We start from the raw sequence: 18,324 nt of genomic DNA on the forward strand, positions 1-18,324 counted from the left end.
GGATGACGGCTCTGGGCAGGCGCGATTGGGTGCCGCAGGCGAGCGAGGATTATGTGCTCGGCATCGCCGCCGAGACGGCCTCGCAATCGCTCGACGCGATCGAACAGCGGATCGCAGCGCTGGCGGTCGAGAATCGGCGCATCCACGAGGAGGAATGCGTCAATCTCAACCCGGCGACCAACGTCATGAACCCGCGGGCCGAACGGCTGCTGGCGGCGGGCATCGGCGCGCGGCCCTCGCTGGGCTATCCCGGCGACAAATACGAGATGGGGCTGGAGGCGATCGAGACGATCGAGATCATCGCCGCCGAACTCGCGGCCGAGGTCTTCGGCGCACGCTTCGCCGAGATCCGGGTGCCCTCCGGCGCCATCGCCAATCTCTATGCCTTCATGGTCGCGGCCAAGCCGGGCGACTGCATCATCGCGCCGCCGGGCGAGATCGGCGGGCATGTCACGCATCACGGCGCCGGCGCGGCCGGGCTCTACGGCATCGTCAGCCATCCGGCGCCGGTGGACCCGCTGCGCTACACCGTCGATATCGACCGTCTGCGCCAGGATGCGCTGCGCCTGAGGCCGAAGCTCATCTCGATCGGCGGCAGCCTCAACCTGTTCCCGCATCCGATCCGCGAGATCCGCGCCATCGCCGACGAGATCGGGGCGCTGGTGCTGTTCGACGCCGCGCATATGTCGGGAATGATCGCCGGGCAGGCCTGGCAGCAGCCGCTCGCCGAAGGGGCTCATCTCATGACGATGAGCACCTATAAGAGCCTGGGAGGGCCGCCCTCCGGGCTGATCCTGACCGATGAGCCGGAGATCGCCCGCAAGCTCGACGCGATCGCCTATCCCGGGCTCACCGCCAATTTCGATGCGGCGAAATCGGCCTCTCTCGCGATCTCGCTGCTCGACTGGAAGGCGCATGGCGAGGCCTATGCGCGGGAGATGGCCCTGACCGCCAAGGCGCTGGGCGAGGCGCTGGTCGCGCGCCAGGCGCCGGTCTTCGCCCGGGACCGGGGCATCACCACCTCGCATCAATTCGCCATCGAGGCCGCGTCCTATGGCGGCGGCCAGGCCGCGGCGAAGAAGCTGCGCGCGGTGAACATTTTGAGCTGCGGCATCGGCCTGCCGCTCGCCGCCGTGCCGGAGGATGTCAACGGGCTGCGGCTGGGCACTCCGGAAATCGTCCGCTTCGGGATGAAGACGGAGCATATGCCGGAGCTCGCGGGCTACATCATGGAGGGGCTGGAGGGCTCGCGGCCGGCGGCCATGGTGGCGAAGGACGTCACCGCCTTCCGCAGCCGCTTCCGCGAGCTGCATTTCATGCGCTGAGCGGCTCTGCCGGCGGCGCGCAATAACGCGCTTCCATCTCCGCCTTCATCGCCGCTTCGGGAAGCACCAGCGTGCCGGCGAGCTGCACCGACTCGACGCTGCCATCGGCGGCGCGGTTCAGCCTGACGGTTTCCCCCGGGCTGTGAAAGCCGGACGCCCTGTCGATGCGCCCCTCGTCGGGAGCGATCAGCGTGATTTCCGGCGCGTCGAGGAAGGGATCGAGCAAGGCGGGGTCGGCTATCAGCACCGTGTCGCCGACCGGCACCAGATCGCCGCAGCGCCACAGCGTCCACCAACGGCCGCGCCAATCGCCATGGGCCGGCGCGGGGGCGCCGCCTTCCTTGAAGCGCTTCAGGATCTGCACGATGCCGTCATGCCAGGGATGGGCGAGGCCATCGATGGCGTTGGTCAGCACCGAAAGCGTCAGATCCTGATCGGGGAAGACGCTGGTGCGTGTGATGAAGCCCTGGAAGCCGCCGGAATGGCCGAACCAGCGCCAATCGCCCTGGCCGCCGGAGATGGTGCCGAGCCCGTAGTGGCGGCCGAGCGCGCTCTCGCGATCCTCCCAATGGCGGCGGCTCATCTCGCGGCGCGAGAGCGGCGAGAGCAGGCTGCGCTCGGCCTTCGGCGAGAGCTGCGCGAAGAAGCGCGCCAGATCGGCCGCGGTGGCGACGAAGCCGGCCGCCGCATCCATGGCCTGGCCCGGATTATCGGCGGGGATGACGACGCGCCGGCCCAGCGGCAGCCGCCCGCTATGGCCCTTGGCGCGGGGGCGTCCGCCCCAGCCCTCGATCCCGGGCGTGGTCTCGGCCAGACCGGCTTCGGCGATCACCTCCCGCGCGATCCAGGCGGCATAGGGTGTCTCCATCACCGTCTCGATCACCAGCCCAAGCAAGGCGAAGCCGTGATTGGAATATTTGAAGCGCTGCGCGGCAGGGAAAGGCGGGGCGACGGCGAGATCGGCAAGAAGGCTCGCCTTGTCGAGATAGGGACGGCGATCGGTGAACTGGCCGGCATCGGGCCCGTCGCGCGTCAGCCCGGCGCTGTTGGAGACGATCTGCCGCAATGTCGCGGCCGCGATGTCGGGGTGCAGCCCTTGCACGTAGCGGCCCACCGAGTCATCGAGCCGCAAATGCCCCTGTTCGGCGAGCTTCAGCAGGCCCGCGGCTGTGAAGCTCTTGGAGTGCGACGCGATGCGGAAGCCGTGGCGCGGTGTCAGCGCCTCGCCGCCGTCGAGATCGGCCGCGCCCCAGGCCTTCTCCAGCACCAGTCGGTCCCCCTGCATCACGGCGATGGCGAGGCCCGGCTGCTGCTGGTGGCGGAGCTGGAAGTCCAGCCAGGAGGAGACGTAATCCAGTGCGGGGCCGAGCCAGGGTGTCATCGCCACTATCCGATCGGGTCAGGGGCGGGCACTATGCCAGCTCTCGCGGCATGCGGAAGCCGCAGCCGCGGCGCCCGCCCATGCATCGGCCTCGCCGGGCGGGGCGGCCGGCGGGCGACCGCTTTCGCTTGCCCTGACAGGCGCGCCATGGCATCCGTCCGGCCATTCGAAAGGACCAGTCACGTGGACAAGACAGAACTCGCCAAGCTCGAAGCCTATCTCCGCCGCACCTTCGCCAACCACGCCATCAGCGTGCGGGCGCGGATGAAGAAGACCGATTCGGCCGAGGTCTATCTGGGCGAGGAGTTCATCGGCATCATCCATGTCGACGACGAGGATGGCGATCGCTCGTTCAACTTCACCATGGCGATCCTGGACGTCGATCTCGAGGACTGAATCCTGGCCCGTCCCGTGGCGCCCTAGCGGATCATGCCGTCGATGGTGCGGCGGACGCCGCCGAGCATCAGCTCCCAATCGGCGATGATCGCCCGGGGGAAGCGGATGTTCACATCCATGCCGCGATGGCGGAAGGTGACGCGGCAGAGCTCGTCCAGCGGCCGGCTGGCCGTGCTGTCGAGCGGGCAGCGTGCGGCGAAGCCACGCCCGTCGGGCACCGAGACATAGAGCTCGTCGCCCTCGAAGGGCGAACCCTTGCGGAAGCCGCGGACCACCAGCCCGCCCGGATTGGACCAGACGGTCGTGGTGAGGAAGCGTGCATAGACGGCGAGCTGCGTCGCCGGCTCGTTGATCTTGTCGGGCGGGCTCAGCGTCACCAGCAGCGCGCGCCGGCTCTGATGCTGGGCCGCGCCGAGGCTCGGCCAGTCGAGCCGGAGGCGGACCATGCCGACGAGGCGGGCGCGGTCCTCGCCATCGGCCCCGGACAGATGACGCGGCACCATCAAAGCGACATCGCCGATCCGCGCGGCCTGCACCCGCGTCGGATCCAGCGGCTCCGGCCGGTTCGCATAGAGCGCGATGGCGGTGCCGAGCAGCCCGGCCAGAAGGATCCCCAGGCCGGTCAGCAGGAAGGCACCATCGGCCCGCGGCAGGGGCGGCGGAGGCTGCCGCAGACGCTCCCGCGCCATCGTCGCCACGGCGGCGGCATGATGATGGGGCGCCGGATGATGACCGGGATGGGGCAGGGAAGCGCTCAACGGGGCGGGACCTTCGATGGACTGCCGCCACTGAAGCAGAACGCGATTAACGCCCCGTAAACCATAAGGCCGCAGCAAGACAGGGCTCCGCGAAGCAGGCCCCGCCGCTATCGATATGCGCCGCGGGTGCAGAACCTCGGGGCGGGTCGCGGGTTTGCAGATGGCCACCCCAGGAGAGCCCATGCCCAGCCCAATCTTCCAGATCGTCTATCGCTCGACCTTTCGCGCCGCCCGGGTCGGCAGCCCGCTCCAGGCCTTGCGCGACATCGTCACCGTCTCGAGCCGCAACAATGCCAGGGACGGCATCACCGGCTATCTGATCTTCGACGGCGACACCTTTCTCCAGATCCTCGAAGGCGAGCAGGCGGCGGTGGAGACGACCTATGCCCGGATCGCCGCCGATGCCCGCCATCGCGATCCGACGCTGCTGCATTCCGGCACCGCCGCCCAGCGCAGCTTCGGCAATTGGGCGATGAACGGCTATCTGCGCAGCGAAGCCGATGCGGCGATCTTCGCCAGGCATGGCGTGCCAGGCACGATCCCGCCGGAGCTCTCAGGTGCCACCGTGATGGCGCTGGCGCAGGAGCTGGCGGCCGGGCAGCGCCGCTCCGCGCCCTGACCCGCTCGGAAACGATCGGAAGGCGGCGGAGGCCGGGCTGGGGGGCCTCCATTCGCCGGCGTTAACCACGGCGCCAGCGGCGCCTTCACACTTCGTAAACCATGCGGCAATGTGGCGGCGTTGCGTATGGAGTGACGGGCGTGTGGATCGACCCTGGAGCGGTGGAGGCGTTGCAGGCGCTGGTCATCGGCTTTGCCTTTGCCGGCATGCTGGCGAGCGCCTATGAGCTGTTCACGACGAGACGGGCCGATTTCAAGCTGCTCGAAGCGGGCGGATTGACCGCGGTCGCCAGCGTGCCGGTGGTGGTGTTCAGCGCCCCCTTCCTGATCCTGCGCAATACGGTGCGCGGCCGGATGATCGAGGGGCGGCCCTTTCATTTCGTGATTCTGGCCAGCCTGATCGCCGCCTTGTGGAGCATGGCGAGCGGGCGGGTGGTGCTCGATCTGCTGCATATGCTGGTCGCGGCTTGACGAAGGCGCCAGCGGGACCGCACTCCTGAACCCGTCTCAACAAGGATGCGGACCATGCCTCTCTATTCCCTGGACGGCACAGAACCCGAAACACCCGGCGAAGGCGCCTGGTGGCTCGCGCCGGATGCCCATGTCATCGGCCGCGTCCGCCTCGCCCGCGATGTCGGCATCTGGTTCGGCGCGGTGCTGCGCGGCGACAATGAATGGATCGAGATCGGCGAGGGCTCGAACCTGCAGGAAGGCTGCGTGCTGCACACGGATATGGGCTTTCCGCTGAAGGTCGGGGCGGGCTGCACCATCGGCCACCGCGCCATCCTGCATGGCTGCATCATCGGCGAGAACAGCCTGGTCGGCATGGGCGCGACGATCCTCAACGGTGCCCGGATCGGCCGCAACTGCCTGGTCGGCGCGAATGCGCTGGTCACCGAGGGCAGGGAATATCCCGATAATTCGCTGATCGTCGGCGCACCGGCCAAGGCGATCCGGACTTTGGGCGACGAGGCGGTGGCGGGGATCGCGGCGTCGGCAGCCGCCTATGTCGCGCGCTGGAAACAGTTCTCGGCCGGGATGAAGCGGATCGACCGCGTCTGACAAAGAGGCGGGCCGGCCCCTGGGGAGGAGCCGGCCCTGTGGCGAAACCCGGCCTGGGGACGGGTGGGTGGGGACGTGACCGAGCCTCGCCTTGCGTTCGAAGTAGCGCCGACCCTCTGCGCGGGCGGCGCTGCCTCCATCATCGTCCCTGCTGCATATCCCGCAGGGTGTTTCGGCCCGAGCCTCAGCGAACCGAGGCGACGGTGGGGGTCTGGGCGCCGCCGAGCGAGGTCCAGCCGGTCCGGAATTCGGATTCGCGCTTCACGAAGAGGTAGCCGGTCTGGCCCCAGGGCAGCACCGCGTTGCGCTTGTTGTCGAGGATGAAGTCGCCGCGATCGGTGCGGATCATCAGCACGGCATGGCCGGCATTCTCCTCGTCGATCACCACGGTCATCCGCATGGCACGGCGCGGGATGCCGAGCTCGGCCAGGCGCTTGCGCTTGAGCAGCGCGTAATCCTCGCAATCGCCCTTGCCGTCATTGGGCAGGTCCCAATGATCGACGACGCCCCAATGCTCCTGATCGGTCTCGGCCTCGATCTCGCGGTTGATCCTGGTGTTGAGCGTCAGGATCGTCTTCCAGAGTTTCGGCGTCATCTCGACGCGCTCGGGCTCGGCCGTGTCGACCCGGCACTCGGCCGGGCTACGCTTGCAGAGATCGCTCCAGGCATAGGGTGCGCGCGCCTCGCCCGAGGCGGCGATCGGCAGACTGGCCACCGGGAAGGCGGCCTGCTGGGCCCGGGCGCTCTCGGCGCCGGCCACGGCCATCAGCGCGATCAGTGCGGCGCCGGCGATATTGATCTTGGTCGACATGTGGTCCCCTTTCTTGTCCCTGGGGCCACCATGCGCATCGGCAATGGACGTCTTTTGAAATGAATACGAGCAATTGTATGTAATCGAACCGATCGAACAAAGAAGAGCAGTCAGTATAAATCGCCGTCAAAGATCGGCTTAATAAAACCGCGCTTTGCCGCAACCAATTCTTAACTGTAGCGGGCGGGGCGAGGGCTTTTCAGGCGGTGCCGCGCACGCGCGTAACGGCGCCGAGCCGAGGCCGGCAAAGCCTGAAGCGGACCAATCAGCGGGCTTGGGTCGCGGTCGCGGCGGGTTCGGCCGCGGCGGGCGAGGCCGGCTTCGGCGATCGTCGGAGCTGGAAGGCGCGGCCGGATCCGGCCGCGAGGCGGGCCGCTCAGAGCTCGAGATTCTCGTCGAGCAGATCGGCCGAGAGCGGGAAGCGGAACTCGGCCGCATAGCCGCCGTCGAAGCGGCGCACGACCTTGGCCAGCGTCGCACCGATCCTCACGGGCGTGTTCATCGGCAGGTCGAGTTCGCAGGAGAAGGCCGCGCCCGAGAGCGAGATGTCGATGACGCGCACGACATGCTGCGCGCCGTCGTCGAGGGTGATGATCGACCGCGGATTGCGCGGGACGACGCGCTCATGGCGGCGATCCTCGGGCAGGCCGAGTTCCTCGCGATTGGCGAGCCAGGTCAGCTGGGCGGTGAATTTCTCGCGCTTGCGGCTGGTCGCGGTGATCGTCATCGCGAAGCCTTCCATCGTCGTGCGCACCGCGATGCCCTCGATGCGGCCGAGATGCTCGAGATAGACGATGATCCGCTCGCCGGGAGCCGGCTTGACGGGGGCGGCGAGATGCACGCCGCCGGGGGAGATATCGATGGACTGGCAGGGATATTCCATGCGGTTGGGCAGCATGTAGCGCCCGAGCAGCACCACCTTCATACGGTGGTGCCTCCGGCGCTCTGCAGCGCGTGTCACCGTGCGTGGAGGTTGCAATGCGCTCAACATGATTCCGCCTGTTCCCTCGGAAAGACTAGGGCGCGGGCGGTTAATGTGCGGTTAGCGGGAGGTGGGCGCGGTTGTGCTCTGCCCGATTTTCGCGCGGGGCGAGGGCCGGCCGCCGCGGCTCCCGATCAGGCGCGCCCGCCGGGCAGGACCAGGAAGCGCGGCGCCGTGCGGCCGACGGGAGGCAGGCGCTGGACGGGCTCCGAGGGCCAGAGCATCCGCAGCGAGATCATCCGCATCGTCTCGATCTGGTCGAGGCCGAGCCATTCCGGCACACCGGTCGGCGAAAGCGCTCCGAGAATGCGCTCATGGGTGCGGCCGCGATAGCGGAGCGGCAGCAGGAGCAGCTCAAGATAGACCGGGTGGCCCGTGACTGTCTCGCCCGACAGCCCGGCGACGGCACCGGCCGTGTCGTCCATCACCGTCTGGACGAGGCGGCGCATCTCGCCCTGCGCCTCGACCTCGCCCCATAGCGCGGCGAAGGCGCGGCCGCGCAGCTCGCCGCCCATCATGGCGCAGAGCCGGGTGCCGGCGAGACGGAAGACCGGCCCGATCGGCTCGTTCTCGAGGACGAAGGTGTCGGCGAGGGCATGGCGAAGTGCACCGGGCTCGATCTCGCCGCGCTCCGGCGCAGCCCGGTCGCCCCGCAGGTCATTCCAGTACTCATAGACCAGTCGGGTACTGCTATTCTTCATCACCATGTCCCAATGCTGCCCTGCCGCCTGCCGAAACTGGTTGAATTGTCCCGGAACCAGACAAAACACGCAGAAAACGGGACGCGACAGCCTTATGAGACGGTCAGGACGCAGCAGCCATGCCGTTGTGCCACGAAGGCACCGCCGGGGAAGGGTGAAGGATCAGTTAAGGTTAACGAGACCTTTCATTTGTGGATAACCGCCTAAAATGTAAGTCAAATCCGACGCAACTCGGCCTGGGGGCGGGGCTCGCTGAGCTTCGTGTGGGGCGAAGCACGGCGGGGGGCCGGGCCTGGCCCGGCTCCTGCCCGGCGCCGGGGCGATGTCCAACCATACCATGTCGTTCGCACCATCTCCGCGGTGCGATCTCGCGCTTGCCTTCGGGCTCCGGCAGCGTCAAGGGTCGGGGCATGACGCATCTTCCGCATGATCGCGGGGCTCCCGCCCGCCGCGAACCGATCCTAAACCTGCCCTCCGTGGTGACCTGGCTGATCGCGGCGCTGGTGCTGATCCATATCGGGCGCAGCTTCCTCTCCGCCTTCGACGATTACATGCTGATGACGTGGCTCGCCTTCGTCCCGGCCCGGCTGACCGTCTGGCTCGCGCCGGAGCGGCTGCAGGAGGTGATCGACGGCATCGGCGGCACGGTCGGCGAAAAGGGCGGGGCGAGCAGCCTGCTTCTCGTCAGGCTCCTGCTCGGGGAGGCCGGCCCGCGCCTCTGGTCGCTGCTCAGCTACGGGCTGCTCCACGGCTCCTGGACGCATCTTCTGTCGAATGTCGTCTGGCTCGCCGCCTTCGGCAGCCCGGTCGCGCGCCGGCTCGGCGCCGCAGCCTTCCTCAACCTGTTCGCCCTGGCGACGATCGGGGGCGCGCTGCTGCATTGGGCGGCGCGGGACCTCGACGTGCTGCCGCTGGTCGGCGCCTCGGCGGGCATCGCCGGCACCATGGCCGCCGCCGCCCGCTTCGTCTTCTCGGAGGGGCTGCGCTTCGGCTCGCTCGCCGACGATGCGGTGGTCCGGGCCATCCCCGCGGAGGGTTTCGGCCGGCTCCTCCGCAATTCGCGGGCGCTGATCTTCATCGGCATCTGGTTCGTCACCACCATCCTGTTCGGCTCGGGACTGGTCCCGATCCTGGGGGAGGAGACCAGCATCGCCTGGGAGGCGCATATCGGCGGCTTCCTGGTCGGGCTGCTGCTGTTTCCCCTGCTCGACAAGGGCGCCGTCCGCCGCTGACGCCTGAAGGGCGGGCCGTGATCGCCGTGGCGCGGATGCCGCGGCCTCGCTTGCCTGCGCTGCCGACTTCGCCCAAACTCGCCGCCCATGCGAAGAGCTCGTGACGGCGGCTCTGGCCGATCGCGATCTCCGCTACTCCCGTGCGCCGGCCAACGGCGCCGCCAGCCAGGAGGACCGTTCTGATGAATGTCGCACAGCTTCTCGGTGACAAGGGCCATGACGTCGTCACCATCCAGCCGGACCGCAGCCTGGCGGAAGCGGCCCGCATTCTCAGCGCCAGGCGCATCGGCGCCGTCGTCGTGACCGAGGCCGATGGCGGACTCGCCGGCATCCTGTCCGAGCGCGACATCATCCGCGCTTTGGGCGAGAGCGGGGCGGCGGCGCTGGAGAGCCCGGTCTCGCGGGCGATGACGGCGAAGGTGGTGACCTGCCGCTCCGAAACCAGCATCGACGAGCTGATGGAGATGATGACCTCGGGCCGCTTCCGCCATGTGCCGATCCTCGACAATGGCCGCATCGCCGGCATCGTCTCGATCGGCGATGTGGTGAAGCACCGCGTCGCGGAGATCGAGGCGGAAAGCCGGGCGATGCGCGACTATATCGCGATGGCCTGAGCCGCGGCCTCAGCCGGGGACGGTCGCGTTCGCCACCACCGTGGCGATGTCGTCCAGCGCCCGCCGCGTCGCCTGGCGGCCGAGTTCGAAACACTCCTCGGCGCGGTGGAAATCGAACAGGCCCATGCGGCCGAGCTTCGGCCCGATCATCACGTCCGGCGGGTCGCCGGCCAGCCGCGAGCGGGAGATGCGGTCCTGGGTGATGTTGAAGGCGTCGATCATCACGCCGGCGAGGCCGGGCCGCTCCGGCGCCTGGCGGTTGACCACGCTGCGCATGCGCCTGGCGGCGCCGGAAAAGCCGCCGAGCCAGGGCGAGCGCGGGCGCACCTCGAGCTCCGGCACGATCTCGGGATCCGGCTCGGCCGCATGGCTCTGGATGGTGGTGCCACGCCCGGCCAGATCGCTGTTGAGGTTCACGCAGATGACGATGTCGGCGCCGAGCGCGCGGGCGGCGGTGACCGGCACGGGGTTGACCAGCGCGCCATCCATCAGCCAGCGCCCGCCGAGCTTCACGGGGTCGAACACGCCGGGCAGCGCATAGGAGGCGCGCAGCGCCTCGACCAGCGTGCCATGCGTCAGCCAGATCTCGTGGCCGGTGCCGAGTTCGGTCGCGATCGCGACGAAGCGCTGCTGGAGCTCCTCGATGCGGGTGCGGCCGAGATCGCGCTCCAGCAGGCGCTTCAGCCGCCCGCCGCCGATCAGCCCGGCTCCGCCGAGATGGAAATCCATCAGACCGACGACGCGGCGCTTGGTCAGGCTGAGCGCGAAATCGCGCAGCTCCGGCAGTTTCCCTGCGGCGAAGCAGCCGCCGACGACGGCGCCGATCGAGGTGCCGGCGATGACGTCGGGCGCGTATCCCGCCTCGCCCAGAACCTCGAGAACCCCGATATGCGCCCAGCCGCGCGCCGCGCCACCGCCGAGGGCGAGGCCGATCCGCGCGCGTCCGCGCCGCGGCAAGGCTTCTGTGACGACGTCGTGCACGGGAGCTCCACCTCCGCCCAGGCCAAAGGCGCGTCTCGCGATGTCATCCCACAACATGGACCCGGCCCTCCGCGGGGAGGATCAGGATCGTCGAAGAGGATGAGCGCGCGGTAAATGCCGGCGCCCGCTCTCCGCAATATGCAAGGCATTTAACGCATTTATGAAAGCGTGGTGAAAGGATTGGTAACGGCGCGCGGCCTCAGCCGATACGGAGAGGGGAAGGCGCGGCGCCGCCGAGGGGCTGGACCCTGTAGAAACAGGAGCGCCGGCCCGTATGGCAGCAGCCGCCATCGCCCGCGACCTTGACCCGGATCCAGACCGCGTCCTGGTCGCAATCGACCCGCATCTCGACGATGGTCTGGATCTGCCCCGAGGTCTCGCCCTTGTGCCAGAGCTCCTGGCGCGAGCGCGACCAGTACCAGGCCTCGCCGGTCTCGATGCTGCGCCGGAGCGCCTCTTCGTTCATATGGGCGACCATCAGCACCTCGCCGCTATCGGCCTCGGTGGTGACGCAGGTGACGAGCCCATTGGCGTCGAAGCGCGGCGCGAGCACCGCGCCTTCCTCCAGCGTCTGCTTGTCTGACAGGGCGGGGAAAGGGGACATGGCGGCTCCGGGCGGCAGAAGGCCTGCGCCTTCTAGACCAGCCAGAGCCATCCGGGGAAGCCCGCGCCCTGCGCGCAGGCTCCGAAGAAGGCGCGAGCGCCGCTGGCCGAGGCTCAGAGCCCCGGCGACTTGACCATGCTGAAGAAGCGGACCTGCTCCGTCGCATCCTTGAACAGGCCGGCATATTGCGTGGTCATGGTCGAGGAGCCCTGCTTCTGCACGCCGCGCATCGACATGCACATATGCTCGGCCTCGACCAGAACCGCGACGCCGCGCGGCTTCAGCGCCTTCTCGATCGCCTGGGCGATCTGCGCCGTCATCGTCTCCTGCGTCTGCAGGCGGCGAGCGAAGACATCGACGAGGCGCGCCAGCTTCGACAGGCCGACCACGCCCTTGGACGGGTAATAGCCGATATGGGCCTTGCCGACGAAGGGCACCATATGATGCTCGCAATGCGAATAGAACGGGATGTCGCGCACCAGGATCATGTCCTGATAGCCCTCGACCTCCTCGAAGACGCGGTCGAGGATCTCCTCGGGATCCTCGTCATAGCCCTTGTAGAATTCCCTGTAGGCCTTGGCGACGCGGCGCGGCGTGTCGAGCAGCCCCTCGCGGGAGGGATCGTCGCCCGCCCAGAGCAGCAGCGTCCGGACGGCTTCCTCCGCCTGTTCCTGCGTCGGCTGGATCATCAAAAACTTGTCTGCAGAGCGGCTGAGAGTGCGCTCGACGGACAAGGACTTAACCACAGGGTTCATGTGGCGCCTCCCGTTACGGTGATAATCCTACGCAGGCCGGGCCGGACTGGACCTGCGACATTTGCGCAGAAACCGCCCGGAGTTTCGCGTGGCTGCGGATGCCGCTCTCCCCGTTCGGGAAGATCGGGACTATATCGTGTGTCGAGCCGCCCATTCCACCCCCCGGATTCACGACATGCTGACCGATGTCTATAACAAGCGGATCCTCGAACTGGCCGCGAACATCCCGCTGCTCGAGCGGCTGCCGGCGCCCGACGCCACGGCCAAGGCGCATTCGCGACTCTGCGGCTCCACCGTGACGGTCGATGTCAGCATGGAGGGGGATGTGGTGACGGGCTTCGGCCATGAGGTGAAGGCCTGCGCGCTGGGCCAGGCCTCCTCCTCGATCATGGCGCGCAACATCGTCGGGTCGACGGCGGAGGAGTTGCGGCGCGTGCGCGACCAGGCGCGGGCGATCCTGAAGGAGAACGCCGAGCCGCCGGACGGCAAATGGAGCGATCTCTCGGTGCTGGTCCCGGTCAGGGACTATAAGGCGCGCCATGCCTCGACGCTGCTGACTTTCGACGCGGTGGTGGACGCTGTCGGCCAGATCGAGGCGCGGCGCCAGGCGGGGGCCGCCTGACCGGCTATTTCAGGTGGAAGGATTTGCGGATCTCGGCGCGGGTATCGTCGAAGCGGGCGCGAAAGGCGCGATCCTCGAGCAGAGCCTTCGCGATGGCGCGGCCGGCCTTGTCGCCGGCGACGAGATCGGAGGCGAAATGGAAGCCGCAGACCAGCCTGCTCTCGTCATAGCTCTTCACCCGCTCCTCGAAGGTGGCGGCGAGTTCGGGAGCGGCTTCGGTGAGGAGCGTCGCATAGAGGGCCGCCGTCGCCGCATGGCCGGCCGGGAAGGAGCTGCCTTCCGGGCGGGCGCCGGGGCAGGGCTTGACGCGGACCTTGCTCCACATGGCGAAGGGGCGCTGGCGATTGGTCAGCCGGCGCACGCCGAGCAGCACGATGCTGAGCTCGACCTGCGCTTCCCGGAACAGGAGCCGCATCTCGCGCTGGGCGCCCTCGGCATAGGAATGGTCGATGCCGTCGAGAAACCGCGTCAGGGTCTGGTACTGATCGGCGATGGCCGCCTTCTCCCGCTCCGGCGTGCGGTTCTGGGTGATCTGCAAGACCTGGTCGAATTCCGCCTTCGCCTCGGGGGAATTCTGCGCCGGCGGCAGGCCGATGATCTTGACCAGATCGACCTTGCCGGGCTCCAGCCAGATCAGCGTCGAGCGCTGCTGCGCCTGCGCGGGCACCGGCATGGCGAGGCTGGTGGTGACGAGCGCGAGCGCCGCTGCGAGGCGCAGGACGACAGGCCGCAGGACGGGATTGAGCATGGCGAATCCTGGCACTGATGACGAGCGCGATGAAATGGCATCGATCCGCAGCTTGTCACGTCTTTTCGTAAGGGTACCGCGTCGCGGCGCGCATTTCCTGATCCGTGGCTACCAGCTGAGCCTGTCGATGCTGGTCGGGCGGCAGTGCCGGCACTGGCCGAGCTGCTCCTCCTATACCGACGAGGCGATCCAGCGTCACGGGCTGTGGCGTGGCGGCTGGATCGGCATGGCCCGGATCTGCCGCTGCAACCCGCTCGGCACCAGCGGCATCGACATCGTCTGCGAAGAGCTGCCGCCGCGGGCGCGCTGGTATCTGCCCTGGCGCTATGGCCGCTGGCGCGGGGTCAACGCTCCCGCATCCGACGCGCGCGACGGGCGCTGAGCGTCCCTCCGAAACCCGAGGCGCGGGCGCCGTTGCCTCGCGGCTGCCGCTCGTATAGTGGCAAGGCACGCGCGGGCCGAACCGGCTGCAGGCCCCGCGAACGATCGAAACGCAGCCGGCCTTGACTTACGGGGCTCGTATCCCCGAGTGAGCAGGACATCCGTCGATGACGATCTCCCTGACATTTCCCGATGGCGCGACGCGCGAATTCCCCTCCGGCATCACCGGGGCGGCGATCGCCGGCGGCATCTCTCCCTCGCTGCTGAAGCGCACCGTGGCCATGGCGCTCGACGGGGTCGTCGTCGATCTCGCCGATCCGATCGCGCGGGATGCGCGGATCGAGTTCCTGACGCGGGAGGATCCGCGCGCGCTGGAGCTGATCCGGCATGATTGCGCGCATGTCCTCGCCGAAGCGGTGCAGGCGCTCTATCCGGGTACGCAGGTGACGATCGGCCCGGTGATCGAGGGCGGCTTCTTCTATGATTTCGCCCGCGACGAACCCTTCACCCCGGAGGATTTCCCGCCGATCGAAGCCAAGATGCGCGAGATCATCGCCCGCGACAAACCCTTCACCAAGGAGGAATGGAGCCGCGACAAGGCCAAGGCCTTCTTCCGCGACAAGGGCGAGGCGTTCAAGGTCGAGCTGGTCGACGCGATCCCCGAAGACCAGACGTTGAAGATGTATGCGCAGGGCGATTGGATCGACCTCTGCCGCGGCCCGCACATGACCTCGGTCGGCAAGGTCGGCACGGCCTTCAAGCTGATGAAGGTGGCCGGGGCCTATTGGCGCGGCGACAGAAACAACCCGATGCTGACGCGCATCTACGGCACGGCCTTCGCCCGGCAGGAGCAGCTCGACGCGCATCTCAAGCAGATCGAGGAGGCGGAAAAGCGCGACCACCGCAAGCTCGGCCGCGAGATGAACCTGTTCCACTTCCAGGAGGAGGGGCCGGGCGTCGTGTTCTGGCACTCCAAGGGCTGGCGGCTGTTCCAGGAGATCCTGGCCTATATGCGCCGCCGTCTGGCCGCCGATTACGAGGAGGTCAACGCGCCGCAGATCCTCGACAAGTCGCTCTGGGAAACCTCCGGCCATTGGGGCTGGTACCAGGACAACATGTTCGCGGTGAAATCGGCGTCGGCCTTCGAGAATCCGAACGATCCGACGCGCGACCAGAAGGTGTTCGCGCTGAAGCCGATGAACTGCCCCGGCCATGTCCAGATCTTCAAGCATGGCCTGAAGAGCTATCGCGATCTGCCGATCCGGCTTGCGGAATTCGGCGCGGTGCATCGCTATGAGCCTTCCGGCGCGCTGCACGGGCTGATGCGCGTGCGCGGCTTCACGCAGGATGACGCGCATATCTTCTGCGCCGAGGAGCATCTCGCCGCCGAATGCCTCAAGATCAACGAGCTGATCCTCTCGGTCTACGCCGATTTCGGCTTCACCGACGATCTCGTCATCAAGCTCTCGACACGGCCGGAGAAACGCGTCGGCACGGATGCGATGTGGGATCACGCCGAGGATGTGATGAACCGCGTGCTGGTCCAGATCGCGAGCGAATCCGGCGGGCGGATCAAGACCGAGATCAATCCGGGCGAAGGCGCCTTCTACGGGCCGAAATTCGAGTATGTGCTGCGCGACGCGATCGGCCGCGACTGGCAATGCGGGACGACCCAGGTCGATTTCAACCTGCCCGAGCGGTTCGGCGCCTTCTATATCGGCTCCGACGGCGAGAAGAAGACGCCGAGCATGGTGCACCGCGCGATCTGCGGCTCGCTCGAACGCTTCACCGGCATCCTGATCGAGAATTTCGCCGGGCATTTCCCGCTCTGGCTGGCGCCGGAGCAGATTCTCGTCTGCCCGATCACCTCCGAGGCCGATGATTACGCCGAGCAGGTGACGATCGCCTGCATGAACCAAGGGCTGCGCGCCCGCGCCGATCTGCGCAACGAGAAGATCAGCTACAAGGTGCGCGAGCATTCGCTGGCCAAGGTGCCGGTCATCCTGGCCGTCGGCAAGCGCGAGGCGGAAGAGCGGACGGTGACCGTGCGCCGCCTGGGCAGCCAGGCGCAGACGGTGATGAGCCTGGATGCGGTGCTGGAGGCGCTCACCGAGGAGGCGATGCCGCCCGATCTCAAGCGGGCCGGGGCGGCGAGGGGCTGAGGTCGCGCGGCGATGGCGGGCCGGGGCGACGAAGTGCAGCCGCTTGACCGGCCGCCGCTTTGCCGCGACACAGTCCGACCATGCTGACCGGGTCCTATCACAAGCGGCTGAAGGCCGATCTGGCGCGCTGGGTCGGCGAGGGGCTGGTCAGCGCCGACAGCGCCGCCGCGATCCGGCGCTCGCTCGACAGCCAAGGCGGGTTTCGCCTGCCGGGCCTGCTCGGCCTGTTCGGCGGGCTGCTGATCGCCTCCAGCGTCGCGGCCTTCGTCGCCGCCAACTGGGAGGAGATGCCGCGGCTGCTGAAGCTCGGCATGATCCTCGCCGGCATTTTGGGCGCGCTGCTCTATGGCGCGCGGCTCCAAAGGCAGGGTTCGGCCCTGGGGGCCGAGGCCGCGGCGACCTGCGCCGTGCTGATCTTCGCCGCCGGCGTCGCCCTGGTCGGCCAGATGTACCATCTGCCGACGGATTGGCCCGGTGGCGCGCTGCTGATCGCCTGCGGGGCGCTCGCGGTCGCCCTGCTGCAGCGCTCGGACGGAGCGCTGATGCTCGCCTTCATCGCCATCGCCGTCTGGAGCGGCGGACGCTGGAGCGAGGCGCAAGGGGCGCTGCATCTGCCGTTCCTGCTGCTCTATCTGCCGGCGCTCTGGCTGGCGCTGTCGCGCGGCAACCGCGCCGTGCATCATCTCGCGGTGCTGGCGCTGATGGGCTGGCTGGCGCTGCTGCCTGGGCAGGGGCTGTTCCTGCGCTTCGATTTCGGTCTGGTCGCCTATGGGCTGGCCGTGTCGGTCGCCTTCGTCGCGCTCGGCGCGCTGGCGCTGGACCGGGGCTGGCCGGCGCTGCTGACCGCGTTCCTGTCCTGGGGGCTGATCGGCCTGCAGCTCTGCGTGGGCATCGAGCTGTTTCGCATTCTCGACCGGGAGTCGGCGCGGGCGGGCGCGGCCGGGCTGCCGGTCTATCTCGCCTATGGCGCGGCGCTGCCGCTGACATTGGCGCTGACGCGGCTCGCGGGTGACCGCCGCTTCGCCTGGCCGCTCGCCGTGGCGCTGCTGCTGTCGCTGCTGATCCCGCTGGTCTTCTGGTCCGGCGCGGCCTCGAGCCTCCTCGGCAAGGTGGTGGTCGCGGGCCTGATCCTGGTCGTGGCGATGGCGCTGGTCGTCGCCGGCTCGGCCGGCGGCGTGCGCCGCATGCTCCTGGCGGGGGCGGGGCTCTTCGGCATCGCGGTGCTGATCCTGCTCTGGCAGACGGTCGGGACGCTGCTCAGCCAGTCGCTCTTCTTCCTGGTGGCCGGGCTGGCGCTGCTGGTGCTGGCGCGCATGACGCGCCGGCTGCTGGCGCGTTTCGCCGCCCCCATCGAGGCGCAGCCCTGATGCGGATCGTCTCGCCGGAGCGCTGGCTGGGAACGGTGCCGCCGCTATGGCGGGCGCTGCTGGCGGCGCTGATTTTGGGCGGGGCGCTGCTGGAGCTGGTGCAGAGCCGCGCCAGCCTGCTGCGCGACGGCATCGAGGTGCGGCTGAAGACCGCACCGGTCGATCCGCGGGATCTGTTTCGCGGCGATTATGTCGTGCTGAGCTACGAGATCAGCCAGGTCGACGCCCCGGCGGCCGAAGGTTTCCGGCGCGGCGACACGGTCTATGTCACGCTCGCCCCGGGTCCCGACGGGCTGGCGCGGGTGACGGCGGTCGGGCGGAGCAAGCCCTCCGCCGCCCGCGGCGAGACGGCGATCGTCGGGCGCGTCCGCTCCTCCAGGGGCTGCTCGCCCGGTGCGGATGGGCGCCCGGATTGCAGCCTGGGGCGGCAGAGGCTGCGCGTCGATTACGGGCTGGAAAGCTATTTCGTGCCGCAATTCGGCGGCCGCGCCATCGAGCGCACGGCACGGGACCGGGTCGAGGTGGTGGCCGCCGTCTCCGGCAGCGGCCAGGCCGCGATCAAGCGCCTGCTGATCGACGGCAAGACGGTTCACGCCGAGCCGCCCTACTGAACCGGCCTACACGTCCGGATGCGGAGCCGGTCCGGGAGCGGACACGCGCTTGTGACAACACGTCAGGATACCGGTAACCATTTTTGCCCTAAATGAATGGCAGATGAACGGGACGGTGAACATCCGTTCATCCGGCACCGGCGCTGCGCCGGCCGCCAACACGGTCATTTCCCTGGAGAGCGTCCGTGCACGCGTCCCGCTTTGGGCATTTCT

The 18,324-nt window shown here is 68.5% G+C and carries 21 protein-coding genes; 12 read left to right on the forward strand and 9 right to left on the reverse strand.

Features of this window, described 5'->3' with window-relative positions:
* Window positions 1-2 precede the first annotated feature (2 nt).
* Window positions 3-1,325, forward strand: a complete 1,323-nt coding sequence (locus ASG72_RS11760) for a beta-eliminating lyase-related protein (protein WP_056712417.1) — start codon at window positions 3-5, stop codon at window positions 1,323-1,325.
* Here ASG72_RS11760 and ASG72_RS11765 read toward each other — a convergent pair.
* Window positions 1,315-2,706: a serine hydrolase domain-containing protein gene (locus ASG72_RS11765; RefSeq protein WP_056712419.1), complete on the reverse strand. Its 1,392-nt coding sequence runs from the start codon at window positions 2,704-2,706 to the stop codon at window positions 1,315-1,317. The two genes, ASG72_RS11760 and ASG72_RS11765, sit on opposite strands and share 11 nt — an antisense overlap.
* Window positions 2,707-2,889: 183 nt before the next feature.
* Between ASG72_RS11765 and ASG72_RS11770 the strand changes: the two genes are divergently transcribed.
* A complete protein-coding gene (locus ASG72_RS11770; protein WP_156395910.1) occupies window positions 2,890-3,102 on the forward strand; it encodes a DUF3126 family protein in 213 nt (70 codons plus the stop codon).
* Window positions 3,103-3,125: 23 nt separating this feature from the next.
* Here the strand turns inward: ASG72_RS11770 and ASG72_RS11775 are convergent, their stop codons facing one another.
* Complete coding sequence (locus tag ASG72_RS11775; RefSeq protein ID WP_156395911.1) at window positions 3,126-3,860, reverse strand: hypothetical protein; 735 nt, start codon at window positions 3,858-3,860, stop codon at window positions 3,126-3,128.
* A gap of 181 nt (window positions 3,861-4,041) precedes the next feature.
* On the opposite strand from ASG72_RS11775, the gene ASG72_RS11780 reads away from it, so the two are divergent.
* From ASG72_RS11780 to ASG72_RS11790, 3 genes are all read left to right on the forward strand, one after another.
* Window positions 4,042-4,479: a BLUF domain-containing protein gene (locus tag ASG72_RS11780; protein ID WP_056712426.1), complete on the forward strand. Its 438-nt coding sequence runs from the start codon at window positions 4,042-4,044 to the stop codon at window positions 4,477-4,479.
* A gap of 140 nt (window positions 4,480-4,619) precedes the next feature.
* The gene (locus tag ASG72_RS11785) at window positions 4,620-4,949 is read left to right on the forward strand and encodes a hypothetical protein (RefSeq protein ID WP_056712625.1); all 330 of its coding nucleotides are present in this window, start codon (window positions 4,620-4,622) and stop codon (window positions 4,947-4,949) included.
* A gap of 54 nt (window positions 4,950-5,003) precedes the next feature.
* A complete protein-coding gene (locus tag ASG72_RS11790; protein ID WP_056712428.1) occupies window positions 5,004-5,540 on the forward strand; it encodes a gamma carbonic anhydrase family protein in 537 nt (178 codons plus the stop codon).
* A 184-nt stretch (window positions 5,541-5,724) separates the two neighbouring features.
* Here ASG72_RS11790 and ASG72_RS11795 read toward each other — a convergent pair whose 3' ends face one another.
* The 3 genes from ASG72_RS11795 to ASG72_RS11805 form a co-directional block, all read right to left on the reverse strand.
* A complete protein-coding gene (locus ASG72_RS11795) occupies window positions 5,725-6,351 on the reverse strand; it encodes a transglutaminase-like cysteine peptidase (RefSeq protein ID WP_056712430.1) in 627 nt (208 codons plus the stop codon).
* A 376-nt stretch (window positions 6,352-6,727) separates the two neighbouring features.
* Window positions 6,728-7,342, reverse strand: coding sequence for a PilZ domain-containing protein (locus tag ASG72_RS11800; RefSeq protein WP_056712431.1), 615 nt, complete (start codon window positions 7,340-7,342; stop codon window positions 6,728-6,730).
* Between the two features lie 125 nt (window positions 7,343-7,467).
* Window positions 7,468-8,034 carry a PAS domain-containing protein gene (locus tag ASG72_RS11805; RefSeq protein WP_162246239.1) on the reverse strand — a complete coding sequence of 189 codons (567 nt, stop codon included), beginning with the start codon at window positions 8,032-8,034 and terminating at the stop codon, window positions 7,468-7,470.
* A 410-nt stretch (window positions 8,035-8,444) separates the two neighbouring features.
* Here ASG72_RS11805 and ASG72_RS11810 point away from each other — a divergent pair, with 410 nt between their 5' ends.
* Window positions 8,445-9,266 carry a rhomboid family intramembrane serine protease gene (locus ASG72_RS11810; protein WP_056712432.1) on the forward strand — a complete coding sequence of 274 codons (822 nt, stop codon included), beginning with the start codon at window positions 8,445-8,447 and terminating at the stop codon, window positions 9,264-9,266.
* A 182-nt stretch (window positions 9,267-9,448) separates the two neighbouring features.
* On the forward strand, window positions 9,449-9,880 hold the full coding sequence (locus ASG72_RS11815) for a CBS domain-containing protein (protein ID WP_056712433.1): 432 nt from the start codon (window positions 9,449-9,451) through the stop codon (window positions 9,878-9,880).
* Window positions 9,881-9,889: 9 nt separating this feature from the next.
* Here the strand turns inward: ASG72_RS11815 and ASG72_RS11820 are convergent, their stop codons facing one another.
* The 3 genes from ASG72_RS11820 to folE all read right to left on the reverse strand — a co-directional run bounded on the left by ASG72_RS11820 (window position 9,890) and on the right by folE (window position 12,220).
* Window positions 9,890-10,861 carry a patatin-like phospholipase family protein gene (locus tag ASG72_RS11820; RefSeq protein ID WP_244488773.1) on the reverse strand — a complete coding sequence of 324 codons (972 nt, stop codon included), beginning with the start codon at window positions 10,859-10,861 and terminating at the stop codon, window positions 9,890-9,892.
* Between the two features lie 199 nt (window positions 10,862-11,060).
* Window positions 11,061-11,465: a phosphoribosyl-AMP cyclohydrolase gene (gene hisI, locus ASG72_RS11825; protein WP_056712436.1), complete on the reverse strand. Its 405-nt coding sequence runs from the start codon at window positions 11,463-11,465 to the stop codon at window positions 11,061-11,063.
* A gap of 113 nt (window positions 11,466-11,578) precedes the next feature.
* Window positions 11,579-12,220 (reverse strand): GTP cyclohydrolase I FolE, encoded by a 642-nt coding sequence (gene folE, locus ASG72_RS11830; protein ID WP_056712438.1) that lies wholly within the window; start codon window positions 12,218-12,220, stop codon window positions 11,579-11,581.
* 175 nt (window positions 12,221-12,395) lie between these two features.
* Here folE and ASG72_RS11835 point away from each other — a divergent pair, with 175 nt between their 5' ends.
* Window positions 12,396-12,842 carry an iron-sulfur cluster assembly scaffold protein gene (locus ASG72_RS11835; RefSeq protein ID WP_056712440.1) on the forward strand — a complete coding sequence of 149 codons (447 nt, stop codon included), beginning with the start codon at window positions 12,396-12,398 and terminating at the stop codon, window positions 12,840-12,842.
* 4 nt (window positions 12,843-12,846) lie between these two features.
* Here the strand turns inward: ASG72_RS11835 and ASG72_RS11840 are convergent, their stop codons facing one another.
* Window positions 12,847-13,590, reverse strand: a complete 744-nt coding sequence (locus ASG72_RS11840) for a phosphatase PAP2 family protein (protein ID WP_056712442.1) — start codon at window positions 13,588-13,590, stop codon at window positions 12,847-12,849.
* Window positions 13,591-13,642: 52 nt separating this feature from the next.
* Here ASG72_RS11840 and yidD point away from each other — a divergent pair, with 52 nt between their 5' ends.
* From yidD to ASG72_RS11860, 4 genes are all read left to right on the forward strand, one after another.
* Complete coding sequence (gene yidD, locus ASG72_RS11845; RefSeq protein ID WP_280137750.1) at window positions 13,643-13,972, forward strand: membrane protein insertion efficiency factor YidD; 330 nt, start codon at window positions 13,643-13,645, stop codon at window positions 13,970-13,972.
* A gap of 166 nt (window positions 13,973-14,138) precedes the next feature.
* On the forward strand, window positions 14,139-16,133 hold the full coding sequence (gene thrS / locus ASG72_RS11850; protein ID WP_056712445.1) for a threonine--tRNA ligase: 1,995 nt from the start codon (window positions 14,139-14,141) through the stop codon (window positions 16,131-16,133).
* Between the two features lie 80 nt (window positions 16,134-16,213).
* A complete protein-coding gene (locus ASG72_RS11855; RefSeq protein WP_056712447.1) occupies window positions 16,214-17,500 on the forward strand; it encodes a DUF2157 domain-containing protein in 1,287 nt (428 codons plus the stop codon).
* Window positions 17,500-18,111 carry a GDYXXLXY domain-containing protein gene (locus ASG72_RS11860; protein WP_056712448.1) on the forward strand — a complete coding sequence of 204 codons (612 nt, stop codon included), beginning with the start codon at window positions 17,500-17,502 and terminating at the stop codon, window positions 18,109-18,111. Before ASG72_RS11855 ends, ASG72_RS11860 begins: the two co-directional genes overlap by 1 nt.
* Window positions 18,112-18,324: the final 213 nt, after the last annotated feature.

Source organism: Allobosea sp. Leaf344 (assembly GCF_001426225.1).
Lineage (GTDB): Bacteria > Pseudomonadota > Alphaproteobacteria > Rhizobiales > Beijerinckiaceae > Allobosea.